Raw genomic sequence first — 20,244 nt, 5'->3', positions numbered from 1 at the left:
GGCAGGGGCCGGAGCCGGGCCAGGGGTTCCGTGGGGCGGGGTCCCGCTGTGGGCCGCGGCCGGGAGCTGCGTGCCGTGCGCGGGGGTCGCCGCCGGGTGCTGTACGGGCGGGGCGGGGGCCCAGGGGCCAGGCTCGCCGTAGGGCGGGGTGCTGTACGGATCGGGGTCGTGCAGCGGGCGGGGACGATCGGCGGATGCGGCCGAGGCAGGGGCGGGCGCGCCCGGACCAGGGGCATCCGGAGCGAAGCCGCCCTGGGTGGACGCGGACGAGCCCTGAGCGGCAGCGGGCGGAGCCGTCTCAGGCGACGCGTCGACGCCCGGAGTTGTTGCGGCGAAGCCGGGAGCGGCTGGAGCAGCGCCCTGTGCGGGAAGACCCGGAGCAGGGGCGCCAGACGCCGTCACCGCAGCAGGGGCCGCGGCAGCCGAAGCCTCGGCGGCGGAGCCAGGAGCGGCAGCCGACGGAGCCGTCTCAGGCGACGCGTCAGCGGCCGGAGTTGCCGCGGTGGAGCCGGGCGGAGTTGCCGCCGCCAGCGTGAAGTCGCCGGATGCGTCCTCCGCTCGGCCTGCGGTGTCTGTCGCCTCGTCCCCGGTGGTGCCTATGGCCTCGTCGGGGCCGCCCCGCTCCGCCTCCGCTCCGTCGGACGCGGACGCCGACCTGGGGCGGCTCCACCATTTCGCCTTCGTGGGCTTGCCCTCGTCCATGCTCTCCCCACACCTGGCCTACGGCGGACGCCGATCACGTGCTCAACTCCGCGCCTGCCACAAGCCTCGGGCAGGCACGGCCCACCCAGGATTCAACCAGGTTCCCGCGCCGAAGCGCAGAGCACGTCAGCGGATCTGCGATGTGCCCTGCAGTGTGCCCTCGATGGGCGATGACGCCGCGGCGCGCGTCGGTTCCGCCCCGTGGCCCGAAGTCACGCCACCCAGAGTCGGCACAGCGCCGGCAGGAGACGTGCCGCCCGGCGTCACGGGAGAGACCGGACGTATCAGCGGGGACATGATCGCCGCGCCGGTCAGCATCGGAGCCGTGACCTCATGCCGGGCCGACACGGGCTCTGGCTGGGGCTCGGGCTGCTGGATGTGAGGACCCCGCGCGGGCACCCCGGGCAGCAGGGGCCCGGTCGCCTGGGTCGGCGCGACCGGCGCCGCCAGGACACCAGGACGCTGGCCCTGCACGGACAGCGGGTTGCTGCCACGGCGGCGGACGGAATCGGGAGACGTGGTGGCACCCGAACCCTGCGACCGCATCGGCGACGCATTGCTGTTGCTGCTGCCCGAGCCCGCGCGCGGGTCACCCGGGTCGGCGGGAATGCCCGTGGTGACGCCACCCAGCGCTATCGCGGCCAGCGACACCGCACCGGCGGCGGCGAAGGCGAACCGCCGCCCGCGCCACAGCGACCGCTCGGCCTCGTGACGCCCGACGTCGTGCCGGCTGACGTCATGGATGCGGAAACCGCGCCCCGTGCTCGGCAGCACCGCGGCATGGGTGCCCGCGGGTGCGTAGCCGAAGGTCTCGGGGTTCACGCCGAAGATTCCGGTGGGAGGCAGCCCTGACTCGGTGTCCGCCGTGGCGAAGCCGCCGCTCCCAGGGGATCTGGGACCGGAGGGAGGCTCGCTGCCACCGCCGGGAAGGCCTTGGAGGCGGGCGAGGAAACTCTCGGAGGGAGGCGGCGGTGCCACCTCCGCGAAGACGCTCTTGAGCCGCCGCTGCGCGTCGGCCTCGGTCTTGCACTTCGGACAGGTCGCGAGATGAGCGAGGACTCGCTCACGCGCGTCATGGCCCAACTCACCGTCCACCAGGGCGGCGAGTCGGTCCCCCAGATGCTGCTCGGCCAGATGCCGCTCGGCAGGATTCGACCGTGATCCACTCACGCGGTCGCGCCCCCTCCTCCCAGCGCCACGGCTCCTGCGAGCGAGCGGCGCTCGGCGCGGGCTTCGGGCGACCGGTGCTGAAGGGCCTTGCGCAACTGCGAGCGGCCACGGTGGATACGGCTGCGGACCGTGCCCAGCTTGACGCCCAGGGTCGCGGCGATCTCTTCGTAACTGAGACCTTCGATGTCGCACAGGACCACTGCGGCACGGAACTCGGGAGCCAGGGTGTCGAGCGCCTGCTGCACGTCCGCGTCGAAATGCGTGTCGTTGAAGACCTGCTGCGGTGACGGCTCACGGCTGGGGAGGCGCTCCGCCGCGTCGTCCCCGAGGGCGTCGAAGCGGATGCGCTGCTTGCGACGCACCATGTCCAGGAAGAGGTTCGTGGTGATGCGGTGCAGCCAGCCCTCGAACGTGCCGGGGGTGTAGGTCGACAGGGACCGGAAGACACGGACGAAGACCTCTTGCGTAAGATCCTCGGCGTCGTGCTGATTGCCGGTCAGGCGGTACGCCAGGCGATAGACCCGTCCGCTGTGCGTGCTGACGATCTCCTCCCAGGTGGGCGGAGTCCACGCCTGCGATTCCGCATCAGCGGCAAAGGTCGCGGTCTGAGCGGAGCTGGCGGTGTGGAATCGGTCAGCGGTGTCGGTCACGGATTTCGGCTCACCCGCCAACCTGAGAAAGCGCCTCAGCGCTCCTCCCCGATCCGCGGACGCAGCCGCACCTCCCCTGTCGGCTCTGGTGGTGTCCAGTGGAGCCCCTACCATAACCACCTCGCCCGTTAGCTCCGGATAAGCGTTTTTACTGGAATTTGGTACGGGCTTCCTGCCAGGTGTCCTCCCTGGTCGAAGGGCCCGCAGCCAGTCTTGATCCATTCGTTACCCCCGGCGTCCGCCTACCCCTACTAAACGCCCGGTCCCATCTGCGGGTTCCCACCCCCAACGGATACAGTCACGGCCAGGCACCCACGGGGACAGGAGAGGGCCATTACCGGCAACCGGCAGACGAGCTGGGCGTTCGCCGACGCCTTTGTCGCCGAGGACGAGGCAGCGCGCTGGGCCCGTGACCGGGCCCAGGAGGCAGGTCTGCCCTCGGTGTCTCCCGGTACCGGCGCCGCGCTGCGCATGCTGGCCGCCACGGCGGACGCCAAGGCCGTCGCCGAGATCGGGACGGGCACGGGCGTGTCCGGGCTCCATCTGCTGCACGGGATGCGGCCCGACGGCGTCCTGACCACCGTCGACCCCGAGCCCGACCGCCAGCAGTTCGCGCGGGAGGCCTTCCGCGCCGCCGGATTCGCCGGCAATCGCGCGCGGTTCATCCCCGGCCGCGCACTGGACGTACTGCCGCGGCTCGCGGACGGCGGCTACGACCTCGTCTTCTGTGACGGCGACCGCACGGAGTACCTGGACTACCTCGCTGAATCGTTGCGCCTGCTGCGCCCCGGCGGGCTCGTCTGCTTCGAGGGAGCCTTCTCCGACGGCCGGACGGTGGACTCCGGTCCGCAGCCCGCCGACGTGCTGCGCATCCGCGAGCTCCTGCGCACCGTGCGCGAGAGCCAGGACCTGATGCCGGCGCTCCTCCCGGTGGGCGACGGGTTGCTCTGCGCCGTCAAACGCTGATCGCTCCGCGGGTTGAGCAGAGTCTGCCTGCGAGTGGTTCGTGGCTGCTCGCGCAGTTCCCCGCGCCCCTTCGGGGCACCCTCGAACCCCGGACATAGCACTGCCCCGGCTCGTTTGTACGATGCCGGGGCAGTGAAAAAGTGTGGGCGCTTCCGCGTCAGCCGACGACCTTCTTCAGGGCGTCGCCGAGTGCATCGGCCTCGTCCGGAGTCAGTTCGACGACAAGTCGTCCGCCGCCTTCGAGCGGAACGCGCATGACGATGCCCCGCCCCTCCTTGGTCACCTCGAGCGGGCCGTCGCCCGTCCGCGGCTTCATGGCCGCCATGCTCGTTCCCCTTCCTGAAACCAGCTCATCGCAGCCGACAACCCAGGTGTCACCGGCATCGAACACATTGCTTCCAGGCCATTATCCCGCATGGCAGGACCCGATGACCAACATCGGTCTGCATCGCTTGCGCAACGCGCGCCCGCAAAACCACTCAATTCGGCGATGTGGCTGCGATACTGCGCCGCCCCTTACGCCTCCACGGCCAGGAATTCTTTGACGCAGGTCACATATCTCCCCTCATGTCGGAGCCCGATGATCTCCGTCATGCTGGGCTCGGACAAAGATGACCGGCGCAGGACCACTGGAGGGGATTCACCATGGCCGACACCGTGCTCTACGAGGTGAGCGACGGGCTCGCGACCATCACGCTCAACCGCCCCGAGGCGATGAACGCGATGAACACCGAGGCCAAGGTCGCTCTGCGGGAGGCGGTGCAGTCGGCCGAGTCGGACCCCGCGGTCCGCGCCGTACTGCTCACCGCGACCGGGCGCGCCTTCTGTGTGGGGCAGGACCTGAAAGAACACGTGGGTTCGCTCATGGCGGACCGCGCGGCGGGCACCGGGCAGACGATGAGCACGGTGAAGGAGCACTACAACCCCGTCCTGCGCGCGCTGACCGGGATGGCCAAGCCCGTCGTCGCAGGCGTCAACGGCGTCGCGGCCGGTGCGGGACTCGGCTTCGCACTCGCCGCCGACTACCGCGTCGTCGCGGACACCGCGCGTTTTAACACGTCCTTCGCCGGGGTCGCGCTTACCGCCGACTCGGGCGTCTCCTGGACGCTGCAGCGCCTGATCGGTCCCGGCCGCGCCGCCGATCTCCTGCTGTTCCCGCGCAACATCAGCGCCCAGGACGCGTACGACCTGGGCATCGCCAACAAGGTCGTCCCCGAGGCCGAGTTGGCCGCCGAGGCCCTGAAACTGGCCCGCACCCTGGCCGAGGGCCCGACCCTCGCCTACGGGGCCCTCAAGGAGTCGCTCGCCTACGCGGCGGGCCACACCCTGGAGGAAGCCCTGGAGAAGGAGGACGAGCTCCAGACGAAGGCGGGCGCCTCCGAGGACCACACGATCGCCGTCCAGGCGTTCCTGGACAAGGCGAAGCCCAAGTACCTGGGCCGCTAGGGTCCGGCGGTCCTGCGGCCTAGCGGCCCCTGGGGACGCGGATCACGCAGTCCTCCAGGTGGTCGTTCACCAGGCCGCAGGCCTGCATCAGGGCGTATGCCGTGGTGGGGCCGACGAATCGGATGCCGCGCTTCCTCAGTTCCTTGGACAGGGCCGTCGACTCGGGCGTGATCGCCGGTACGTCGGCCAGCACGCTCGGGGCCTTGCGGGAGGCCGGGTCCGGCGCGTGCGACCAGATGAGCTCGTCAAGGTCGCCGTCGGCCCATTCGGCGAGCACGCGCGCGTTGGCGAGGGTCGCGTCGACCTTGGCGCGGTTGCGGATGATGCCGGGGTCGGCGAGCAGCCGCTCCCGGTCGGCGTCCGTGAACAGGGCGACCTCAGCGATCTTGAAGTCGGCGAAGGCGGCACGGAAGCCCTCGCGGCGGCGCAGGATCGTGATCCAGGAGAGGCCCGACTGGAAGGCCTCAAGGCAGAGCCGTTCGTACAGCGCGTCGTCGCCGTGGACCGGGCGGCCCCACTCTTCGTCGTGGTACGTCACGTAGTCCTCGGTCGAGAGGCCCCAGGGGCAGCGCAGTCTGCCGTCCGGGCCCGCCACCGCGTCGCCGCTCACTGGCCGTTCTCCTCTTCGACCGCGTCCTTCGGGGTCTCCTGGGCCTGGGGTGTCCGGCCCTCGGTCATCGTGGTCGGGGCGTGCGTCTTGAAGAGGCCGGGGCCGCCGACCGCGGTGGCCTGGGCGCCGGCGAGCGCCGCCTCCAGCTCCGCGATGTGGGCGTCGCGCTCGGCCAGTTCGGCGGCGAGGCGGCCCAGGGCGTCGTCCACGTCCGCCATGCGATAGCCCCGCAGGGTCAGCGGGAAGCGCAGTGCCTCCACGTCCGCGCGGCGCAGGGCGCGGTCGAGGGGCAGGGGGTCGGCGAACCGCTCGGCCGCCACGTCGGGCAGCGCGGCGCGCTCCCCGCCGCCCACCACGGCCAGCGTCACCGCGCCGACCACCACGACGAGGGCGATGACCAGGAACAAGAACAAGACCATCTCTTCAGGCCCCCACGCTCGACTGCCGTGCTCAAACTGTCAGGGTCTGATCGTGCCATGCGGCTGTGACAGTTAAGGTCGCAGGCGGCCGGACCACGGCACCGACAGAGGAGGTTCACAGGGGATGCTCAGGCTTGGCAGGCGTGAATTCGACGCGCACGAGCCGGTGATCATGGCGATCGTGAACCGGACCCCTGACTCCTTCTACGACCAGGGCGCCACGTTCCGCGACGAGCCCGCGCTCGCCCGCGTGGAGCAGGCGGTGTCGGAGGGCGCCGCCATCATCGACATCGGTGGGGTCAAGGCCGGTCCCGGCGAGGAAGTCACGGCCGAGGAGGAGGCGCGGCGGACGGTCGGCTTCGTCTCCGAAGTACGCAAGCGGTTCCCCGATGTCGTCATCAGCGTCGACACGTGGCGGCACGAGGTCGGCGAGGCGGTCTGCGAGGCCGGGGCCGACCTCCTGAACGACGCGTGGGGCGGCGTCGATCCCCGGCTCGCGGAGGTGGCCGCGCGGTACGGCGTGGGCCTGGTGTGCACGCACGCGGGGGGCGCCGAGCCGCGGACCCGCCCTCATCGGGTGACGTACGAGGACGTCATGGCCGACATCCTCTCGGTCACCCTCGGCCTCGCCGAGCGCGCGGTCGAGCTCGGGGTGCCGCGTGAGTCCGTGATGATCGATCCCGGACACGACTTCGGGAAGAACACGCGGCATTCGCTCGAGGCGACGCGGCGGCTCGGGGAGATGGTGGAGACCGGGTGGCCCGTCCTCGTGTCTCTGTCCAACAAGGACTTCGTCGGGGAGACGCTCGACAAGCCGGTCAAGGAGCGCGTGGTGGGGACGCTGGCCACGACCGCGGTGTCGGCCTGGCTGGGGGCGCAGGTGTACCGGGTGCACGAGGTCGCGGAGACGCGGCAGGTCCTCGACATGGTCGCGACCATCGCCGGGCACCGGGAACCGGCCGTCGCCCGGCGGGGGCTGGCGTAGGCGAACGCTCGCCGGACGGGCTCGGCAGCCCGTCCGGCGAGGCCCGGCCGGCTAGCGGCCGACCTCCTTGGTCACCAGGGAGACCGCCTCGTCCACGTCGTCCGTGATGTGGAAGAGGTGCAGGTCGTGCTCCGACGCCTTGCCGCCCGCGACCACCGTGTCGCGCAGCCAGTCGACGAGTCCGCCCCAGTACTCCGAACCGAAGAGGACGATCGGGAAGCGGGTCACCTTGCGGGTCTGGACGAGGGTAAGCGCCTCGAAGAGCTCGTCCAGGGTGCCGAGGCCGCCGGGCAGGACCACGAAGCCCTGGGCGTACTTCACGAACATGGTCTTCCGTACGAAGAAGTAGCGGAAGTTCACACCGATGTCGACGTGCTCGTTCATGCCCTGCTCGAAGGGAAGCTCGATGCCGAGGCCCACGGAGACGCCCTTGGCCTCGCGCGCGCCCTTGTTGGCCGCCTCCATGGCACCGGGGCCGCCCCCGGTGATCACGGCGAAGCCCGCGTCGACCAGTGCCCTGCCGATGCGGACGCCCGCCTCGTACTCGGGCGAGCCGGGCGGCGTGCGCGCCGATCCGAAGACGCTGATGGCGCTGGGGAGTTCGGCGAGCGCGCCGAAGCCTTCCACGAACTCCGACTGGATGCGCATGACCCGCCAGGGGTCGGTGTGCACCCACTCCGACTCGCCCTCACCGTCGGTGTCGAGGAGCCGCTGGTCCGTCGTGCCGGGGGTGATCTGCTGGCGCCGCCGTACCACGGGCCCCAGGTGCTGCTCCTCCGGCGGGCCCTGCCCTTCTGGACTACCCATGAACGTCCCCTTCCGCTGACGGTCTTGCTCGACGTGCTGCTTCAGCGTAGGTCTACGGGCGTTACAGGCGAGGCATCCTCACGGGAACTCAGGATGTCAGCCAGGCACTCAGCCGCTTCTCGGCCTCCGGGATCAGCGAGGCCTTCACGCGCTCGTCGACCTTGTGGGCGAGCAGCGGGTTGCCCGGGCTGTAGTTCACGGCGGGCACGCCGAGCGCGCTGAAGCGGGAGACGTCGGTCCAGCCGAACTTGGGCTTCGCCTCGCCGCCGACGGCCGCCATGAAGGCCGCGGCGGCCGGGTGGTCAAGGCCGGGGCGTGCGGCGCCCGTGTGGTCGTCGACGATGAACTCGTCGATCTCGCAGTCGGCGAAGTAGTCCCGCACGAAGGCGAGCGCCTCGTCCTCGGAGCGGTCCGGCGCGTAGCGGAAGTTGACGACGACGGTGCACTCGTCGGGGATGACGTTGGTGGCGACGCCGCCCTCGACGCGTACGGCGTTGAGGCCCTCGTGGAACTGGAGGCCGTCGACGACCGGCTTGCGCGGCTCGTACGCTGCGAGCTTCGCCAGGATCGGCGCGGCCTTGTGGATCGCGTTGGAGCCCATCCACGCGCGCGCGGAGTGCGCACGCGTGCCCTTCGTCTTCAGGAGGACCCGCAGCGTGCCCTGGCAGCCGCCCTCGACCTGGTTGTCGGTCGGCTCCAGGAGGATCGCGAAGTCGCCCGCGAGCCAGTCCGGGTGGGCCTCGGCGACGTGGCCGAGGCCGTTCAGGTGGGCGGCGACCTCTTCGTTGTCGTAGAAGACGAAGGTGAGGTCGCGGTTCGGCTCGGTCACGGTCTGCGCGATGCGCAGCTGTACGGCGACGCCCGACTTCATGTCGCAGGTGCCGCAGCCCCACAGGATGCCGTCCTCGTCCAGGCGGGACGGCACGTTGTCGGCGATCGGGACCGTGTCGATGTGCCCGGCGAGGATCACGCGCTCGGCCCGGCCCAGGTTCGTGCGCGCCACCACGTTGTTCCCGTGCCGGTCGACCGTGAGGTGCGGCAGGCCGCGCAGAGCCGTCTCGATGGCGTCCGCGAGGGCTTTCTCGTCGCCGCTCGGGGACGGGAAATCGACCAGCTGAGCGGTGAGCGCGGCAGCGTCGAGCGTGAGGTCGAGCGACGTGTCGTGTGAGGTCTGGGCCATGGCTTCGACCCTAACGCCCCTCGGCTCGCCGCCTTGTCAGTGGCCTCCAGTACCTTGGTCGCGTGCCTGAGCCCCCCACCCTCGTCCGGCGCGGCCGCCTCCTCCGTATCGGGGCCGCCGTCGCGGTCCTGCTCGCGCTCGTGGGCTATGTGGTCGTGCAGTACGTCTTCGGGGGCAAGGCCGGTCCGCGCTGCCAGGTCGTCTCGGGCGACGGCGACGGGGCGTCGTACGAGTTCGGCGCCGAGCAGGCACAGAACGCGGCGACGGTCGCCGCCGTGGGCACGTCCCGCGGCATGCCGGAGCGCGCGGTCACGATCGCCCTGGCGACGGCCCTGCAAGAGTCGGGCCTCCGCAACATCAGCCATGGCGACCGGGATTCGCTCGGCCTCTTCCAGCAGCGGCCCTCACAGGGCTGGGGCAACGAGAGACAGATCATGGACCCCGCGTACTCGGCGGCGCGTTTCTACGCCCATCTCGAGGACGTCCCCGGCTATTCACGGCTCCCCCTGACCGTCGCCGCGCAGCGCGTGCAGCGCAGCGGCTATCCCCAGGCGTACGCGAAGCACGAGCCGGACGCCGCGCTGCTCGCCGCGGCGCTGACCGGCCGCGCCCCCGCCACCCTCACCTGCGAGAGCCCCGCCGCCGACGAGCCGGGTGACCCGGCGAAGGTGCGGGCCGCCCTGGTCCGCGACTTCGGCCGCGACGTGGCACCGGAGAGCGGCAGCGGCACGGTCACCGTCCCGGTGGACGCCACGACGGCAACCACGGAGAGCGGGGCCGAGCAGCGTGGCTGGGAGCTCGCGCACTGGGCGGTGGCCCAGGCGTCCACGCTCGGCATCGAGCGCGTCTCGTACGGCGGCCGGGAGTGGAGCGCCGCGGACTCCGGGCAGGAATGGCGCAAGCCGGGCAAGGCAGGCGGGGCGAGCACGGACGGGCAGCGCAACGACGCCGGAAGCGGCGCGGGCGAGGTCCGAATTGTCATTGGGCAGTAGTACGGCGGGTCACCCGATCGGGCCATGCTGATCACTCACGGGCGACGCACCGCCCAGACTTTCGCGCACTCCTCCCCGAATCCGCCAAACCCCTTGTGAACACTGGGCATTGACGATTCAGCGGGCCCGCACGAGCCGATCCCTTTGCCCGTTTTTATCCACAGCTGATTATGCGATGCATTACCAACTCTTTACGTTGGATCACCGCAACCTTCGAGGGCTTCGAGCGGTAGTCACTGCGTCCAAGCGCCGGAGCCCATTCGGCCGGACACACCAACGTTCTCTCCCGTCTGAAGGAGCATCATGTCCCTCCCCCTGACCCGCCGGATCGCCCGCGCCGCGCTGCTCATCGCAGCGGGGGCGGCTCCCGTGGTCGGTGCGGCCGGCTCCGCAAGCGCCGCAGAGCTTCCGGCCACTCCCGACCTGGGCGGTGTGACCGCCCTGGACGGTGCCGGTCTGGGCAACACCGTCGACGGCGCCGCTCAGAACACCACCGGTCTCGCGGGTGAGTCCGGCAGCAAGGCCGTGAAGAAGGGCGTCCCGGCCGCGGGCAAGGTCGTCGGCTCGGGCGCCAAGACCACCACGCCGGTCGCGCAGAAGGCCGCGGGCGACCTCGCGGGCAACGCCGGTGACGTGGTCGGCGAGGCCGCGGGCACGGCCACCAAGGACGGTCTGCCGACCGACGCCGTCGGTGAGGGCCTGCCGACGGACTCGGTCACCAAGGGCGGACTGCCCACCGACCAGCTGCCGGTCAAGAGCCTGCCGCTCGGCTGACCTCCGCACACCTGGGACGAGGGCCCGGAGCCACTGGCTCCGGGCCCTCGCCGCGTGCTCAGGCGAGCCGCTCGACCGCCGCCGCCACGCGCTCGTCCGTCGCGGTCAGCGCGACGCGTACGAAGCGGTCGCCCGCCGGGCCGTAGAAGTCGCCGGGCGCCACGAGGATGCCGAGCTCCGCGAGGTGCCCGACCGTGTCCCAGCAGGACTCGTCCCGGGTCACCCAGAGGTAGAGGCTCGCCTCGCTGTGCTCGATGCGGAAGCCGTGCTTCAGGAGGGCGTCGCGCAGGGCCGCGCGCCGGGCCGCGTACCGCTCGCGCTGCTCGTGGACGTGCTGGTCGTCCCCGAGCGCCGCGACGACCGCCGCCTGCGTCGGCGCGGACGTCATCATGCCGCCGTGCTTGCGGATCTGCAGCAGCTCGCCGAGGACGTCCGCGTCACCGGCGAGGAACGCCGCGCGGTAGCCCGCGAGGTTCGACCGCTTGGAGAGCGAGTGGACGGCAACGATCCCCTCGTACGAACCACCGCACACGTCCGGGTGGAGGACCGAGACCGGCTGCGCCTCCCAGCCGAGCTCCAGATAGCACTCGTCGCTCACGAGGAGCACGCCGTGCTCGCGAGCCCAGGCGACAGTGCGGGTCAGCTCGTCCTTGGACAGGACGCGGCCTGTGGGGTTCGAGGGCGAGTTGAGCCAGAGGAGCTTGAGGCCCGTCGGGTCCAGTTCGGTCGGGTCCTCGTAGGTGACGTACTCCGCGCGGGCCAGCCGCGCACCCACCTCGTACGTCGGATAGGCGAGGCGCGGGTAGGCGACGACGTCGCCGGGGCCGAGGCCCAGCTGCGTCGGGAGCCAGGCCACCAGTTCCTTGGAGCCCACGATCGGCAGCACGTTCCGGTGGGTGACATCGCGCGCGCCCAGGCGCCGCTCGCACCACCCGGTGATCGCGTCGCGCAGCTCGGGCGTGCCCCAGACCGTCGGATAGCCCGGCGAGTCCGCCGCCGCGATCAGCGCTTTCTGGATCAGCTCCGGGACCGGGTCGACCGGGGTGCCCACCGACAGGTCCACGATGCCGCCGGGGTGGGCGGCCGCCGTGGCCTTGTACGGCTCGAGCTTGTCCCAGGGGAAGGCGGGAAGGCGGCCGGAGAGACCGGAGACTACGGACACGTGCTGACTCCCGTACTGCGTGTACGTACTGCGTGTATGGACAAATGCCTCGGTCCCGTACAGCGGGATGTGCCGTACGGGACCGGGGCGGCGCTTCAAGCAGCCGTTACTGGTTCTGCGGCGGCAATGCGGCGATGAAGGCGTGGTCGCGCTCGATCAGGCCGAGCTTGCTGGCACCACCGGGCGATCCGAGCTCGTCGAAGAACTCGACGTTCGCCTTGTAGTAGTCCTTCCACTCTTCCGGAGTGTCGTCTTCGTAGAAGATCGCCTCGACCGGGCAGACCGGTTCACAGGCTCCACAGTCGACGCATTCGTCCGGGTGGATGTACAAGGACCGGGAGCCCTCGTAAATGCAGTCGACCGGGCACTCCTCGATGCACGCCTTGTCCTTGACGTCGACACAAGGCTGCGCGATGACGTAGGTCACGCTGTCGTTCCTCCTCGATACGGGCGTTGGCGGGCCGTCCTCAGGCTCCGCTCGCCTGGCGCGCGGGAGCGCGGCGTCGTCGATGCCCACCTCTAGTATCTCCGTTCCCGGGCATGATCCGAACAGGAGGGGCGTACAGAGCTGTGGAATTCACTGCGGGCGGACGGCTTGAGGTGCGTATCACCCCTGCTGACGTGGGCAAACGAGTGTCGGTACGTCGCCTGAACGAAGGGCCCGGAACGGGCGGTAAGTTCACTGACACGGTGGGTGTTCTCACATCGTGGAACGACGGTGTGGTACTGATCACACGGCGTGACGGCGAGCGTGTCCCGATCATGGAGAGCGCCCTGGTGGCGGGCAAGGTCGTCCCCTCCGCCCCGGCCCGCAGGCGCGGTCCCGCGGCGTCCTACGCCGAGCTGGCCCGGGTCTCCGCGCGCGCCTGGCAGCCCGTGGAGAGCGAGCCGCTCGGCGAGTGGGAGCTGCGGGCGGCGGCCGGATTCACCCGGCGGGCCAACTCGGTGCTCCCGCTGGGCGATCCGGGACGGCCGCTGGACGAGGCTCTGGCGTACGTACGCCAGTGGTACGAGGAGCGGGAGCTGCCCGCCTACATACAGACCGCGACCGGGGCCGAAGGCACCCAGGAGCTGCTCTGCGCGGATCTCGAGGAGCGGGGCTGGGAGCGCGAGGTGAGCGCGGAACTCCATGTGGGCGCCCTCGCGCCGCTGGGCGATCCGGACCTGCCCGACGCGACCGTGGAACGGGTGCGTCTCGCACGCTCTTTCGACGAGGCGTGGCTGCGGCGGTACAAGCGATTCGGGGTCCCCGGACCTCATGTGCTCAAGGTGCTGGCGGGCGGCCCCTCGGTGTGGTTCGCTTCCGTGCCCGGGGCCTCTTTTGACGCGGGGCCCGCGGCGATCGGGCGCTGCGTCGTGGACGGGCGCTGGGCGGGATTCATGGCGGTCGAGGTGGATCCGGCGCACCGCAGGCAGGGACTGGCGTCCGCGGTGATGGCCGCGCTGTCCCGGCAGGCGCTCACCGAAGGCGCTTCGGCGGCCTGGCTGCAGGTCGAGGACGACAACGAGGGTGCGCGGGCGCTGTACGGCCGTCTTGGCTTCGCCGCGCACCACACGTACCACCACTATCGATACCCGTCGGCTCGGTAGCTCTACCGGCCGACTCGGTAAGTAAGGCACGAGGCACGCATGCACGAGGAGTCAAGGACGGCCGCCTCCCGGCGGCGGTTCGCTGAGGAGGCCAGGTCCGAGCGGCCCGACCTGTCCCTGCTGTGCCTCCTGGTGAGCGCGGAGGCGGATCCGGAACTCGACGAGGACGGCATCGACGCCGCGCAGATCGATCTCGACCGGCTCGCCGGGCAGCTTCCCTACCGGCCCGGCGGGGCGCGTGAGTGGGCTGCCGCGCTCGCCGAACTCCTGGGCGCGCGGTGCGGGTTCGCGGGGACGCCCGCCGACTACCAGCGCCTGGAGTCCTCGCTCCTCCACGAGGTGCTGCAGCGCCGCCGCGGCCTTCCGATCCTGCTCTCGGTGGTGTGGATCGAGGTGGCGCGCCGGGCGGGCGCACCCGTCTACGGCGTCGCGCTGCCCGGTCACTTCGTGGTCGGCTTCGGCGCCCGCGAGGAGCAGGTGCTCACCGACCCGTTCGCCGGCGGGCGGCTGCTCACGGGCGCGGACGCGGAGCTGCTCGTCGCCGGGTCGTCGGGCGGCACGGTGTCCTCCTCGATGCTGACGCCCGCCGATCCGCTGAACATCGTGCTGCGCATCCTCAACAACATCCGCGCATGGGCCGCGGCACGCCCCGAGCGCTCGGACGTCGCCCTCTGGGCGGTCGAGCTCTCCCTGCTGCTGCCCGCGCACCCTGCGCGACTTCGCTACGAACGGGCCCAACTCCTGGTCCAGCGCGGCGACTTCCTCGCGGGAGCGGCGGAGCTCGAGACCTACGCCGACGTGGTGACGACGGTGGAGCCGACCACGGCGGACCGCGTGCGGGACCAGGCGCGGGCCGCGCGGGCGATGCTCAACTGACGCTGCTCAGCTGACGGCTCCGGAGGTGCGGGCGTAGCGCCCCGGTGCGATGCCCACCACCCGTTTGAAGTGCCGGGTGAGGTGCGACTGGTCGTAGAAACCGGCGGCACTCGCCACTTCGCCCGGCGGACGGCCCGCCAGGAGGAGACGGCGTGCGTGGTCGACGCGGCGGGACATCACGTACTGGTGCGGCGCGATGCCGAAGGCCCCGCTGAAGGCCCGTACGAGATGGCTGGGGTGGGCGTGGACCAGGCGCGCGGCCTCGTCCAGCGTCACGCCGTCGATGAGCCGCTCGTCGAGGAGGTCGCGGAGGTGGTGGGCGACGCCTCGGCCGGTGTCGCCAGGGGTGCCGGTGGTGAGCCTGGGGCGCAGGTGACCGCGCAGCCGCTCACCGATCAGCGCCAGGCGACTCTCGGCCTCCAGCTCGTCGCCCCGGCGCGCGAGGGCCGCGTGCAGCTGGCCCACGCGCTTGCGCAGGACGGGGTCGACCAGGTCGGGGCCGTCCACCGCGGGGCCGATGAAGCTCGCGTCCAGCTGCGTCATGTCCAGGTAGAGCACGCGCTTGCGGAAGCCTTCGGGGGTGGCGGGCGAGCCGTTGTGCGGGACCTGCGGCGGGAGCAGCGAGACGGTGTCGCCCGGAGTGCCGTGTTCATGGCGGTCCAGGTCGTAGCGGACGGCTCCGTCGTCCACGATCAGCAGGGTCCACGCGTCGTGGACGTGCATCGGGTACGCGTGCTCGGTGAAGTGGGCGTGGAAGACCTCCACGACGCCCGCGACCGGCGGGCGCCATGCGGAGATCTCCTCCTGCCGGGCCACCATGCAAGAAACGTACAAGACGCGGCGGCGGACCACTCGGCAGTCTCGAGGCATGAGAACCACCGCTGAGACAGAAGCCACCACCGAGCCAGGGACCGCCGGAGTCACGGGCGAGGCGCCCGTCCGCTTCGACACGAAGATCGCCGTCCTGCTCCGCGACGACCTGGAGCCCTGGCAGCGCCTCAACGTGACCGCGTTCCTGGTCAGCGGGCTCGGCACGGCGGCGCCCGAGGTCATCGGCGAGCCGTACGAGGACGCCGACGGCACCCCCTATCTGCCGATGTTCCGCCAGCCCGTCCTCGTCTTCGAGGGGTCGAAGGAGACGCTGACCGCCGCGCACGGCCGCACGCTGTCCCGTTCGCTGCCCAGAGCGGTGTTCACGTCGGACCTGTTCGCCACCGGCAACGACCGGGACAACCGGGCGGCGGTCCGGGCCGTGCCGACCGGTCAGCTCGATCTGGTGGGGATCGCCGTCCACGGCCCGCGCAACGCGGTCGACAAGATCCTCAAAGGGGCCCGGATGCACCCTTGACCGACGGGGGCGACCGGGCGGGGAGAGATCGGAGCGCTATCGATCGGCCCGGCAGGGCACGAAGCACCTATGCACCCCCAATCCCCGGAGCGGCGACGCCTCTTCGCCGATCAGGCACGGTCGGCGCGGCCCGATCTCGCGCAGCTCTGTCTGCTGATCGGCGCGGAGGCGGACCCGGATCTCGACGACGCGGGCATGCGTGCGGCGCGGCGCATCCTCGACGGCCTCGCCGACCAGCTGACCGAGCGGCTGCCCGACCGCACCGGCGGCCCCCGGTCCTGGGCGCTCGCCCTTGCCGAACTGCTCGGCACGTGCCACGGCTTCAAGGGCAGGCCCGGCGACTACCAGCACCTTCGGTCCGTGCTGCTGCACGAAGTCCTACGACGGCGCAGAGGCCTGCCCATCCTCCTGTCGGTGGTGTGGATCGAGGTCGCCCGCCGCGCGGGGGTTCCCGTCCACGGGGTGGCGCTGCCCGGCCACTTCGTGGTCGGCTTCGGTGCGCGCGACGAGCAGGTCCTCGCCAATCCGTTCGCGGGAGGGCACGTACTTTCCCACACGGACGCGGAGTTGATGGTGGCGGGCGCCACGGGCGCGCCGCTCGCGCCGTCGATGCTGAGCCCGGCGGGGCCCCTCGACATCGTGCTGCGCGTCCTCAACAACATCCGCGCGTGGGCGGCGGCCCGCCCCGAGCGCTCGGACGTCGCCCTCTGGGCGGTCGAACTCTCCCTGCTGCTGCCCGCACACACCGACCGGCTGCACTACGACCGGGCCCAACTCCTCGTGCAGCGCGGTGACTTCCTGGCGGGCGCCGCGGAGATCGAGACGTACGCCGACGTCCTGGCCGCCACGGACGAGGCGGCGGCGGTGCGGCTGCGCCAGGAGGCGCACGGGGCGCGGGCGATGCTGAACTGACGCCTCAGGAGGGGCGGTTCAGAGCCAGCCCTTGTCCCGGGCGACCTTGACCGCCTCTGCGCGGTTGCGCACGGCCAGCTTCTGGATGGCCGTCGAGAGGTAGTTGCGGACCGTGCCCGGGGAGAGGTGCAGGGCCGTGGCCAGTTCGGCGTTGGTGGCGCCGTCGGCCGCCGCGCGCAGTACCTCGCGCTCGCGGTCGGTCAGCGGGTTCGCGCCGCCGGCGAGTGCCGCCGCCGCGAGCGTGGGGTCGATGACCCGCTCCCCCGCGAGGACCTTGCGGACCGCTTCGGCGAGCTGGGCCGCGGGCGCGTCCTTGACCAGGAAGGCGTCGGCGCCGGCCTCCATGGCGCTGCGCAGATAGCCGGGGCGGCCGAAGGTGGTGAGCACCACGATCTTCAACTCCGGCAGCTCTGCGTGGAGTTCGGCCGCCGCCTCGATGCCCGTGCTGCCCGGCATCTCGATGTCGAGCAGCGCCACGTCCACCGCGTGCTCGCGCGCCGCCGCGAGGACCTCGTCGCCGCGGGCCACCTGGGCGACCACCTCGATGTCCGGCTCCAGGCCGAGCAGCGCGGCGAGCGCCTCGCGGACCATCGACTGGTCCTCGGCGAGGAGCACCCTGACGGTGGCGCCCGCACTGTTCGTACTCATGCCGAAGATCCTAGGGCGGAGGCGCCGGACGCCGGTGCCTCGCCCCGGTCCAGCGGCACCCTGGCCGTGAGCCTGAAGCCCCTGCGGGCGCCGGGCCCCACGTCGAGGACGCCGCCGACCGCCTCCACCCGCTCGGTCAGGCCTGTCAGGCCGTTGCCAGGGGCGGCGGAACCGCCCCTGCCGTCGTCCTCCACCGACAGCTCGATGACCGGCCCGTCCAGGGTGTGCCGTGCCGTGAACGCCACCGTGCAGCGGCGCGCACCGCTGTGCCGCACGACATTCGTCACCGCCTCGCGCAGCGCCCAGGCCAGCGCCGTCTCCCCTTCATCGGCGGGCAGCACGGCGGGCGCCTCCAGCGGGACGTCCGCCTCGACACCGGCGGCGGTGAGCGCCGTGCGGGCGCCCGCGAGCTCGCCGGCGAGGGTGCGCCTGCGGTAGCCGGAGACCGCCTCGCGCACGTCCACCAGGGCCTGGCGGCTGACCTGCTCGATGTCCGCGACCTGCTGCGCCGCCTTGTCGGGGTGGGCCGGGAGCATCCGCCCTGCCAGCTCGCTCTTCAGGGTGATGAGGGAGAGCGAGTGGCCGAGGAGGTCGTGCAGATCGCGGGCGAGCCGCAGCCGCTCCTCGTTGGCGGCCAGTTGGGCGACGGTGGCCCGCGCCTGGCGCAGCTGGATCGTCGTCCGGACCAGCTCGCGCACCCCGGTCATCGCGAAGCCGACCAGGAGCGTCAGCACGGCGAGGCTGCCGAGCAGGTCCTCGACGCTGTCGGTGCGCAGACCGATCGCGATCATCACGCCGGTGACGGCCGGGATGACCCAGGCCGACTGCCGCAGCGGCAGCACGGCCCCCGCGGACACGGCGACGTACACGAAGAGCCCGAGCCAGGCCGTGCCGAAGGCGAAGGAGAGCAGCACGGCCAGGGCGAGCAGCGCTCCGCCGGTCACGCGCACCACGCGCCAGTCGAGCACCCTGGCGGTGTACCGGAAGACGAGGGACAGATAGCAGAGCACGAAGGCGGTCAGGCCGACGCAGCCGAGCGCGGTGGCCGCGCCGCTGCGCTCGGTCCCGATCAGGTCCTGGACCGGACTGGCCAGGAAGACCAGCCAGATCCCGATCCAGAGCGCCTTCGTGAGCAGCTGGCGGCGGTCGCGCCCCGGCTGTCCGAAGCTGTCCATCGGGTGCCGGACCCGCTCGGTGCCTTCGGTGTCCCTCACGTGTCCATCACGCCTTCAACGTGTCCTTCCGGTACAGCCATGCCGCGCCGCCCGCGAAGAGGACGAAGTACCCGACGAGGAGCACGATGTCCTTCGCGTGCGGGGCGTCGCCCAGTTCGATGGCCTGTCCGATGGCAGCGTACGCATGGGTCGGCAGCCAGGTCGCGATGTCGCTCAGCCACCGGGGGAAGGTGGCCGTGGGCATCCACAGGCCGCCGAGCACGGAGAGCCCGAAGTACACGATCATCGTGATCGGGCGGACGGCGTCACCGGTCGCGAGATAGCCGATGGCCACACCGAGCGCGGCGAAGCAGAGGCTGCCCGCCCAGATCGCGGCGGTCAGGGCCAGCCACTGCCAGGCCTCCAGACGTACGTCCTTGACGGCCGCGGCGACCACGAACACCACGACGATCGACGGCAGGCTGACCACGGCGGCACTGGCCGTCTTCGCGATCACATAGCCGCGTCCCGGCAGGCTCGTCAGGCGCAGCTGGCGCACCCAGCCGCTCTCGCGCTCCTTGGCGATGCGCTCGCTGTTGCCCATGAGGACGGCGGTGAGGGCGCCGAACGACGCCATCGACACCATGAAGAAGGCGGGGAGCGCGAGGCCCGTGTCGCCGACCATGTCCGTGCCGTCCTGGCCGCCCGCGATGATCAGGAAGAGCATCGACGGATAGATCACGGAGAAGAACAGGAACTTCTTGTTGCGCAAGGCGCGGATGATTTCCAGCTTGATCAGCATGTCCCGGCCTCCTTCCTGGCTTCCTCGGCCGCGGTGATCGCCACGAAGGCCTGCTCCAGGCCGAGGCCCGTGACCTCGAGATTGCGGGGGTGGAGACCGAGTCCGTACAGCGCGTGCACGGTGGCGTCGGCGTCCGTCGACTGGAGCCGTACGGTGTGGCCGGAGATGTCGACGGCGGTGAGGAAGGGCAGCGCGCGGAGCCTGCCCGCGAGTGCGGCGTCCAGCTCAGGGAGGTCGAAGGAGACCTTCCGCGCCCCCGCCTTCGCCTTGATCTCGGCAGCCGTGCCGTCCGCGATGAGGCGGCCGCGGTGCAGGACGAGGACCCGGTCCGCTATCGCGTCGGCCTCCTCCAGGTAGTGCGTGGCGAACAGGACCGTGCGGCCCTGGTCGGCCTGCTCGCGCATGGTGGCCCAGAAGGCGTGGCGCACGGAGACGTCCATGCCGGTGGTCGGCTCGTCCAGGACGATCAGGTCATTGGCCCCGGCGGTCGCGAGTGCGAAGCGCACACGCTGCTCCTGGCCGCCGGAGAGCTTGTTGACCTTGCGATCGGCGAGCTGGGTGATGCCCGCGTGGGCGAGCACGTCGTTCACGCGGTGGGGCCTTGGATGCAGCTCGCAGGCGAGCCGCACCAGTTCGCGGACGGTGACCTCGTCCATCAGGCCGCCGCTCTGCAGCATCGCGCCGACCCGGCCCGCGGTGATCGCCTCGCGCGGGCTCGTGCCGAAGACCCGCACGGTGCCGCTGTCCGGGCGCCGCAGTCCGAGCAGCAGGTCGAGCGTGGAGGACTTGCCCGCGCCGTTGGGGCCGAGGAGCGCGACCGTCTCACCGGGGTGGAGATCGAGCGTGAGGGTGTCCACGGCACGGACGTCCCCGTAGCTCTTGGTCACCTGGTCGAAGCTGACCGCGCGGGTAGCGGGCGGTGCTGTGGTCTGGGTCGTCATGTGATCCATCGTCGCCAGGAGACGGCCGACGGCGGCAGTGTCGTGTGTGCCGAGTCCGGGATGACAGATGTCATGCCGCCCCGTATACGCACACGGAGGCCGGGCGGCTC

At 71.5% G+C, this 20,244-nt stretch carries 23 protein-coding genes and 1 pseudogene; 9 read left to right on the top strand and 15 right to left on the bottom strand.

Going from position 1 to position 20,244, the window contains the following annotated elements:
* The 3 genes and pseudogenes from ABD378_RS36570 to sigE all read right to left on the bottom strand — a co-directional run.
* Positions 1 to 702: pseudogene (locus ABD378_RS36570) on the bottom strand (protease); the annotation flags it as partial.
* A gap of 126 nt (positions 703 to 828) precedes the next feature.
* The gene (locus ABD378_RS36565; RefSeq protein WP_344528356.1) at positions 829 to 1,872 is read right to left on the bottom strand and encodes an anti-sigma factor family protein; all 1,044 of its coding nucleotides are present in this window, start codon (positions 1,870 to 1,872) and stop codon (positions 829 to 831) included.
* Positions 1,869 to 2,636 carry an RNA polymerase sigma factor SigE gene (sigE, locus tag ABD378_RS36560; protein WP_344528354.1) on the bottom strand — a complete coding sequence of 256 codons (768 nt, stop codon included), beginning with the start codon at positions 2,634 to 2,636 and terminating at the stop codon, positions 1,869 to 1,871. The genes ABD378_RS36565 and sigE overlap by 4 nt, the downstream gene beginning before the upstream one ends.
* A gap of 153 nt (positions 2,637 to 2,789) precedes the next feature.
* Between sigE and ABD378_RS36555 the strand changes: the two genes are divergently transcribed.
* Positions 2,790 to 3,488: an O-methyltransferase gene (locus ABD378_RS36555; RefSeq protein ID WP_344528362.1), complete on the top strand. Its 699-nt coding sequence runs from the start codon at positions 2,790 to 2,792 to the stop codon at positions 3,486 to 3,488.
* Positions 3,489 to 3,645: 157 nt separating this feature from the next.
* Here the strand turns inward: ABD378_RS36555 and ABD378_RS36550 are convergent, their stop codons facing one another.
* A complete protein-coding gene (locus ABD378_RS36550; protein ID WP_003966491.1) occupies positions 3,646 to 3,813 on the bottom strand; it encodes a DUF3117 domain-containing protein in 168 nt (55 codons plus the stop codon).
* A 320-nt stretch (positions 3,814 to 4,133) separates the two neighbouring features.
* Between ABD378_RS36550 and chcB the strand changes: the two genes are divergently transcribed.
* Positions 4,134 to 4,934: a 2-cyclohexenylcarbonyl CoA isomerase gene (chcB, locus tag ABD378_RS36545; RefSeq protein ID WP_344528352.1), complete on the top strand. Its 801-nt coding sequence runs from the start codon at positions 4,134 to 4,136 to the stop codon at positions 4,932 to 4,934.
* Positions 4,935 to 4,953: 19 nt separating this feature from the next.
* Here chcB and ABD378_RS36540 read toward each other — a convergent pair whose 3' ends face one another.
* Both ABD378_RS36540 and ABD378_RS36535 read right to left on the bottom strand, forming a co-directional pair.
* Entirely contained in the window at positions 4,954 to 5,544 is a 591-nt protein-coding gene (locus ABD378_RS36540) for a DNA-3-methyladenine glycosylase I (RefSeq protein WP_344528351.1), read from the bottom strand.
* Entirely contained in the window at positions 5,541 to 5,963 is a 423-nt protein-coding gene (locus tag ABD378_RS36535) for a DivIVA domain-containing protein (protein ID WP_344528350.1), read from the bottom strand. Before ABD378_RS36535 ends, ABD378_RS36540 begins: the two co-directional genes overlap by 4 nt.
* Before the next feature lie 124 nt (positions 5,964 to 6,087).
* On the opposite strand from ABD378_RS36535, the gene folP reads away from it, so the two are divergent.
* Positions 6,088 to 6,948: a dihydropteroate synthase gene (folP, locus tag ABD378_RS36530; RefSeq protein WP_344528348.1), complete on the top strand. Its 861-nt coding sequence runs from the start codon at positions 6,088 to 6,090 to the stop codon at positions 6,946 to 6,948.
* A gap of 51 nt (positions 6,949 to 6,999) precedes the next feature.
* On the opposite strand, the gene ABD378_RS36525 is transcribed toward folP, so the two are convergent.
* Positions 7,000 to 7,755: an LOG family protein gene (locus tag ABD378_RS36525; protein ID WP_344528346.1), complete on the bottom strand. Its 756-nt coding sequence runs from the start codon at positions 7,753 to 7,755 to the stop codon at positions 7,000 to 7,002.
* A gap of 88 nt (positions 7,756 to 7,843) precedes the next feature.
* On the bottom strand, positions 7,844 to 8,935 hold the full coding sequence (gene dapE, locus ABD378_RS36520; RefSeq protein ID WP_344528344.1) for a succinyl-diaminopimelate desuccinylase: 1,092 nt from the start codon (positions 8,933 to 8,935) through the stop codon (positions 7,844 to 7,846).
* Positions 8,936 to 8,997: 62 nt separating this feature from the next.
* Here dapE and ABD378_RS36515 point away from each other — a divergent pair, with 62 nt between their 5' ends.
* Both ABD378_RS36515 and ABD378_RS36510 read left to right on the top strand, forming a co-directional pair.
* The gene (locus tag ABD378_RS36515) at positions 8,998 to 9,927 is read left to right on the top strand and encodes a VldE C-terminal domain-containing protein (RefSeq protein WP_344528342.1); all 930 of its coding nucleotides are present in this window, start codon (positions 8,998 to 9,000) and stop codon (positions 9,925 to 9,927) included.
* A 303-nt stretch (positions 9,928 to 10,230) separates the two neighbouring features.
* The gene (locus tag ABD378_RS36510) at positions 10,231 to 10,701 is read left to right on the top strand and encodes an ATP-binding protein (protein ID WP_344528340.1); all 471 of its coding nucleotides are present in this window, start codon (positions 10,231 to 10,233) and stop codon (positions 10,699 to 10,701) included.
* A 58-nt stretch (positions 10,702 to 10,759) separates the two neighbouring features.
* Here ABD378_RS36510 and ABD378_RS36505 read toward each other — a convergent pair whose 3' ends face one another.
* A complete protein-coding gene (locus ABD378_RS36505) occupies positions 10,760 to 11,863 on the bottom strand; it encodes a bifunctional succinyldiaminopimelate transaminase/glutamate-prephenate aminotransferase (RefSeq protein WP_344528338.1) in 1,104 nt (367 codons plus the stop codon).
* Between the two features lie 106 nt (positions 11,864 to 11,969).
* Complete coding sequence (gene fdxA / locus ABD378_RS36500; RefSeq protein WP_030573070.1) at positions 11,970 to 12,290, bottom strand: ferredoxin; 321 nt, start codon at positions 12,288 to 12,290, stop codon at positions 11,970 to 11,972.
* 143 nt (positions 12,291 to 12,433) lie between these two features.
* Between fdxA and ABD378_RS36495 the strand changes: the two genes are divergently transcribed.
* Both ABD378_RS36495 and ABD378_RS36490 read left to right on the top strand, forming a co-directional pair.
* Complete coding sequence (locus ABD378_RS36495) at positions 12,434 to 13,453, top strand: GNAT family N-acetyltransferase (protein WP_344528335.1); 1,020 nt, start codon at positions 12,434 to 12,436, stop codon at positions 13,451 to 13,453.
* A gap of 39 nt (positions 13,454 to 13,492) precedes the next feature.
* Complete coding sequence (locus tag ABD378_RS36490) at positions 13,493 to 14,329, top strand: transglutaminase family protein (protein ID WP_344528333.1); 837 nt, start codon at positions 13,493 to 13,495, stop codon at positions 14,327 to 14,329.
* A gap of 6 nt (positions 14,330 to 14,335) precedes the next feature.
* On the opposite strand, the gene ABD378_RS36485 is transcribed toward ABD378_RS36490, so the two are convergent.
* The gene (locus tag ABD378_RS36485; protein WP_344528331.1) at positions 14,336 to 15,148 is read right to left on the bottom strand and encodes a helix-turn-helix transcriptional regulator; all 813 of its coding nucleotides are present in this window, start codon (positions 15,146 to 15,148) and stop codon (positions 14,336 to 14,338) included.
* On the opposite strand from ABD378_RS36485, the gene ABD378_RS36480 reads away from it, so the two are divergent.
* A complete protein-coding gene (locus ABD378_RS36480) occupies positions 15,147 to 15,677 on the top strand; it encodes a DUF2000 family protein (RefSeq protein ID WP_344528329.1) in 531 nt (176 codons plus the stop codon). The genes ABD378_RS36485 and ABD378_RS36480 overlap by 2 nt on opposite strands.
* 69 nt (positions 15,678 to 15,746) lie before the next feature.
* On the top strand, positions 15,747 to 16,589 hold the full coding sequence (locus ABD378_RS36475) for a SirB1 family protein (protein WP_344528327.1): 843 nt from the start codon (positions 15,747 to 15,749) through the stop codon (positions 16,587 to 16,589).
* A gap of 18 nt (positions 16,590 to 16,607) precedes the next feature.
* Here ABD378_RS36475 and ABD378_RS36470 read toward each other — a convergent pair whose 3' ends face one another.
* From ABD378_RS36470 to ABD378_RS36455, 4 genes are read right to left on the bottom strand one after another with little or no spacing between them, the layout of a single operon-like run.
* Positions 16,608 to 17,237, bottom strand: coding sequence for a response regulator (locus tag ABD378_RS36470; RefSeq protein WP_344528325.1), 630 nt, complete (start codon positions 17,235 to 17,237; stop codon positions 16,608 to 16,610).
* Positions 17,234 to 18,412, bottom strand: coding sequence for a sensor histidine kinase (locus ABD378_RS36465; protein WP_344528360.1), 1,179 nt, complete (start codon positions 18,410 to 18,412; stop codon positions 17,234 to 17,236). Before ABD378_RS36465 ends, ABD378_RS36470 begins: the two co-directional genes overlap by 4 nt.
* 46 nt (positions 18,413 to 18,458) lie before the next feature.
* Complete coding sequence (locus tag ABD378_RS36460) at positions 18,459 to 19,193, bottom strand: ABC transporter permease (protein WP_344528323.1); 735 nt, start codon at positions 19,191 to 19,193, stop codon at positions 18,459 to 18,461.
* Complete coding sequence (locus ABD378_RS36455; protein WP_344528358.1) at positions 19,187 to 20,143, bottom strand: ABC transporter ATP-binding protein; 957 nt, start codon at positions 20,141 to 20,143, stop codon at positions 19,187 to 19,189. The genes ABD378_RS36460 and ABD378_RS36455 overlap by 7 nt, the downstream gene beginning before the upstream one ends.
* Positions 20,144 to 20,244: the final 101 nt, after the last annotated feature.

Origin of the sequence: Streptomyces rectiviolaceus (assembly GCF_039533825.1) — a bacterium.
Lineage (GTDB): Bacteria > Actinomycetota > Actinomycetes > Streptomycetales > Streptomycetaceae > Streptomyces > Streptomyces rectiviolaceus.
Note: the sequence above shows the minus strand (reverse complement) of the source record. Positions and strands in the feature narration are given on the sequence as shown.

Coding starts and splice junctions, on each gene's coding strand:
- ABD378_RS36475 (WP_344528327.1), top strand. CDS start 15,747: ATGCACCCCCAATCCCCGGAGCGGCGACGCCTCTTCGCCGATCAGGCA.
- chcB (WP_344528352.1), top strand. CDS start 4,134: ATGGCCGACACCGTGCTCTACGAGGTGAGCGACGGGCTCGCGACCATC.
- ABD378_RS36510 (WP_344528340.1), top strand. CDS start 10,231: ATGTCCCTCCCCCTGACCCGCCGGATCGCCCGCGCCGCGCTGCTCATC.
- ABD378_RS36550 (WP_003966491.1), bottom strand. CDS start 3,813: ATGGCGGCCATGAAGCCGCGGACGGGCGACGGCCCGCTCGAGGTGACC.
- ABD378_RS36490 (WP_344528333.1), top strand. CDS start 13,493: ATGCACGAGGAGTCAAGGACGGCCGCCTCCCGGCGGCGGTTCGCTGAG.
- ABD378_RS36460 (WP_344528323.1), bottom strand. CDS start 19,193: ATGCTGATCAAGCTGGAAATCATCCGCGCCTTGCGCAACAAGAAGTTC.
- ABD378_RS36485 (WP_344528331.1), bottom strand. CDS start 15,148: ATGGTGGCCCGGCAGGAGGAGATCTCCGCATGGCGCCCGCCGGTCGCG.
- ABD378_RS36535 (WP_344528350.1), bottom strand. CDS start 5,963: ATGGTCTTGTTCTTGTTCCTGGTCATCGCCCTCGTCGTGGTGGTCGGC.
- dapE (WP_344528344.1), bottom strand. CDS start 8,935: ATGGCCCAGACCTCACACGACACGTCGCTCGACCTCACGCTCGACGCT.
- ABD378_RS36525 (WP_344528346.1), bottom strand. CDS start 7,755: ATGGGTAGTCCAGAAGGGCAGGGCCCGCCGGAGGAGCAGCACCTGGGG.
- ABD378_RS36470 (WP_344528325.1), bottom strand. CDS start 17,237: ATGAGTACGAACAGTGCGGGCGCCACCGTCAGGGTGCTCCTCGCCGAG.
- sigE (WP_344528354.1), bottom strand. CDS start 2,636: ATGGTAGGGGCTCCACTGGACACCACCAGAGCCGACAGGGGAGGTGCG.
- ABD378_RS36480 (WP_344528329.1), top strand. CDS start 15,147: ATGCAAGAAACGTACAAGACGCGGCGGCGGACCACTCGGCAGTCTCGA.
- folP (WP_344528348.1), top strand. CDS start 6,088: ATGCTCAGGCTTGGCAGGCGTGAATTCGACGCGCACGAGCCGGTGATC.
- ABD378_RS36465 (WP_344528360.1), bottom strand. CDS start 18,412: ATGGACAGCTTCGGACAGCCGGGGCGCGACCGCCGCCAGCTGCTCACG.
- ABD378_RS36455 (WP_344528358.1), bottom strand. CDS start 20,143: ATGGATCACATGACGACCCAGACCACAGCACCGCCCGCTACCCGCGCG.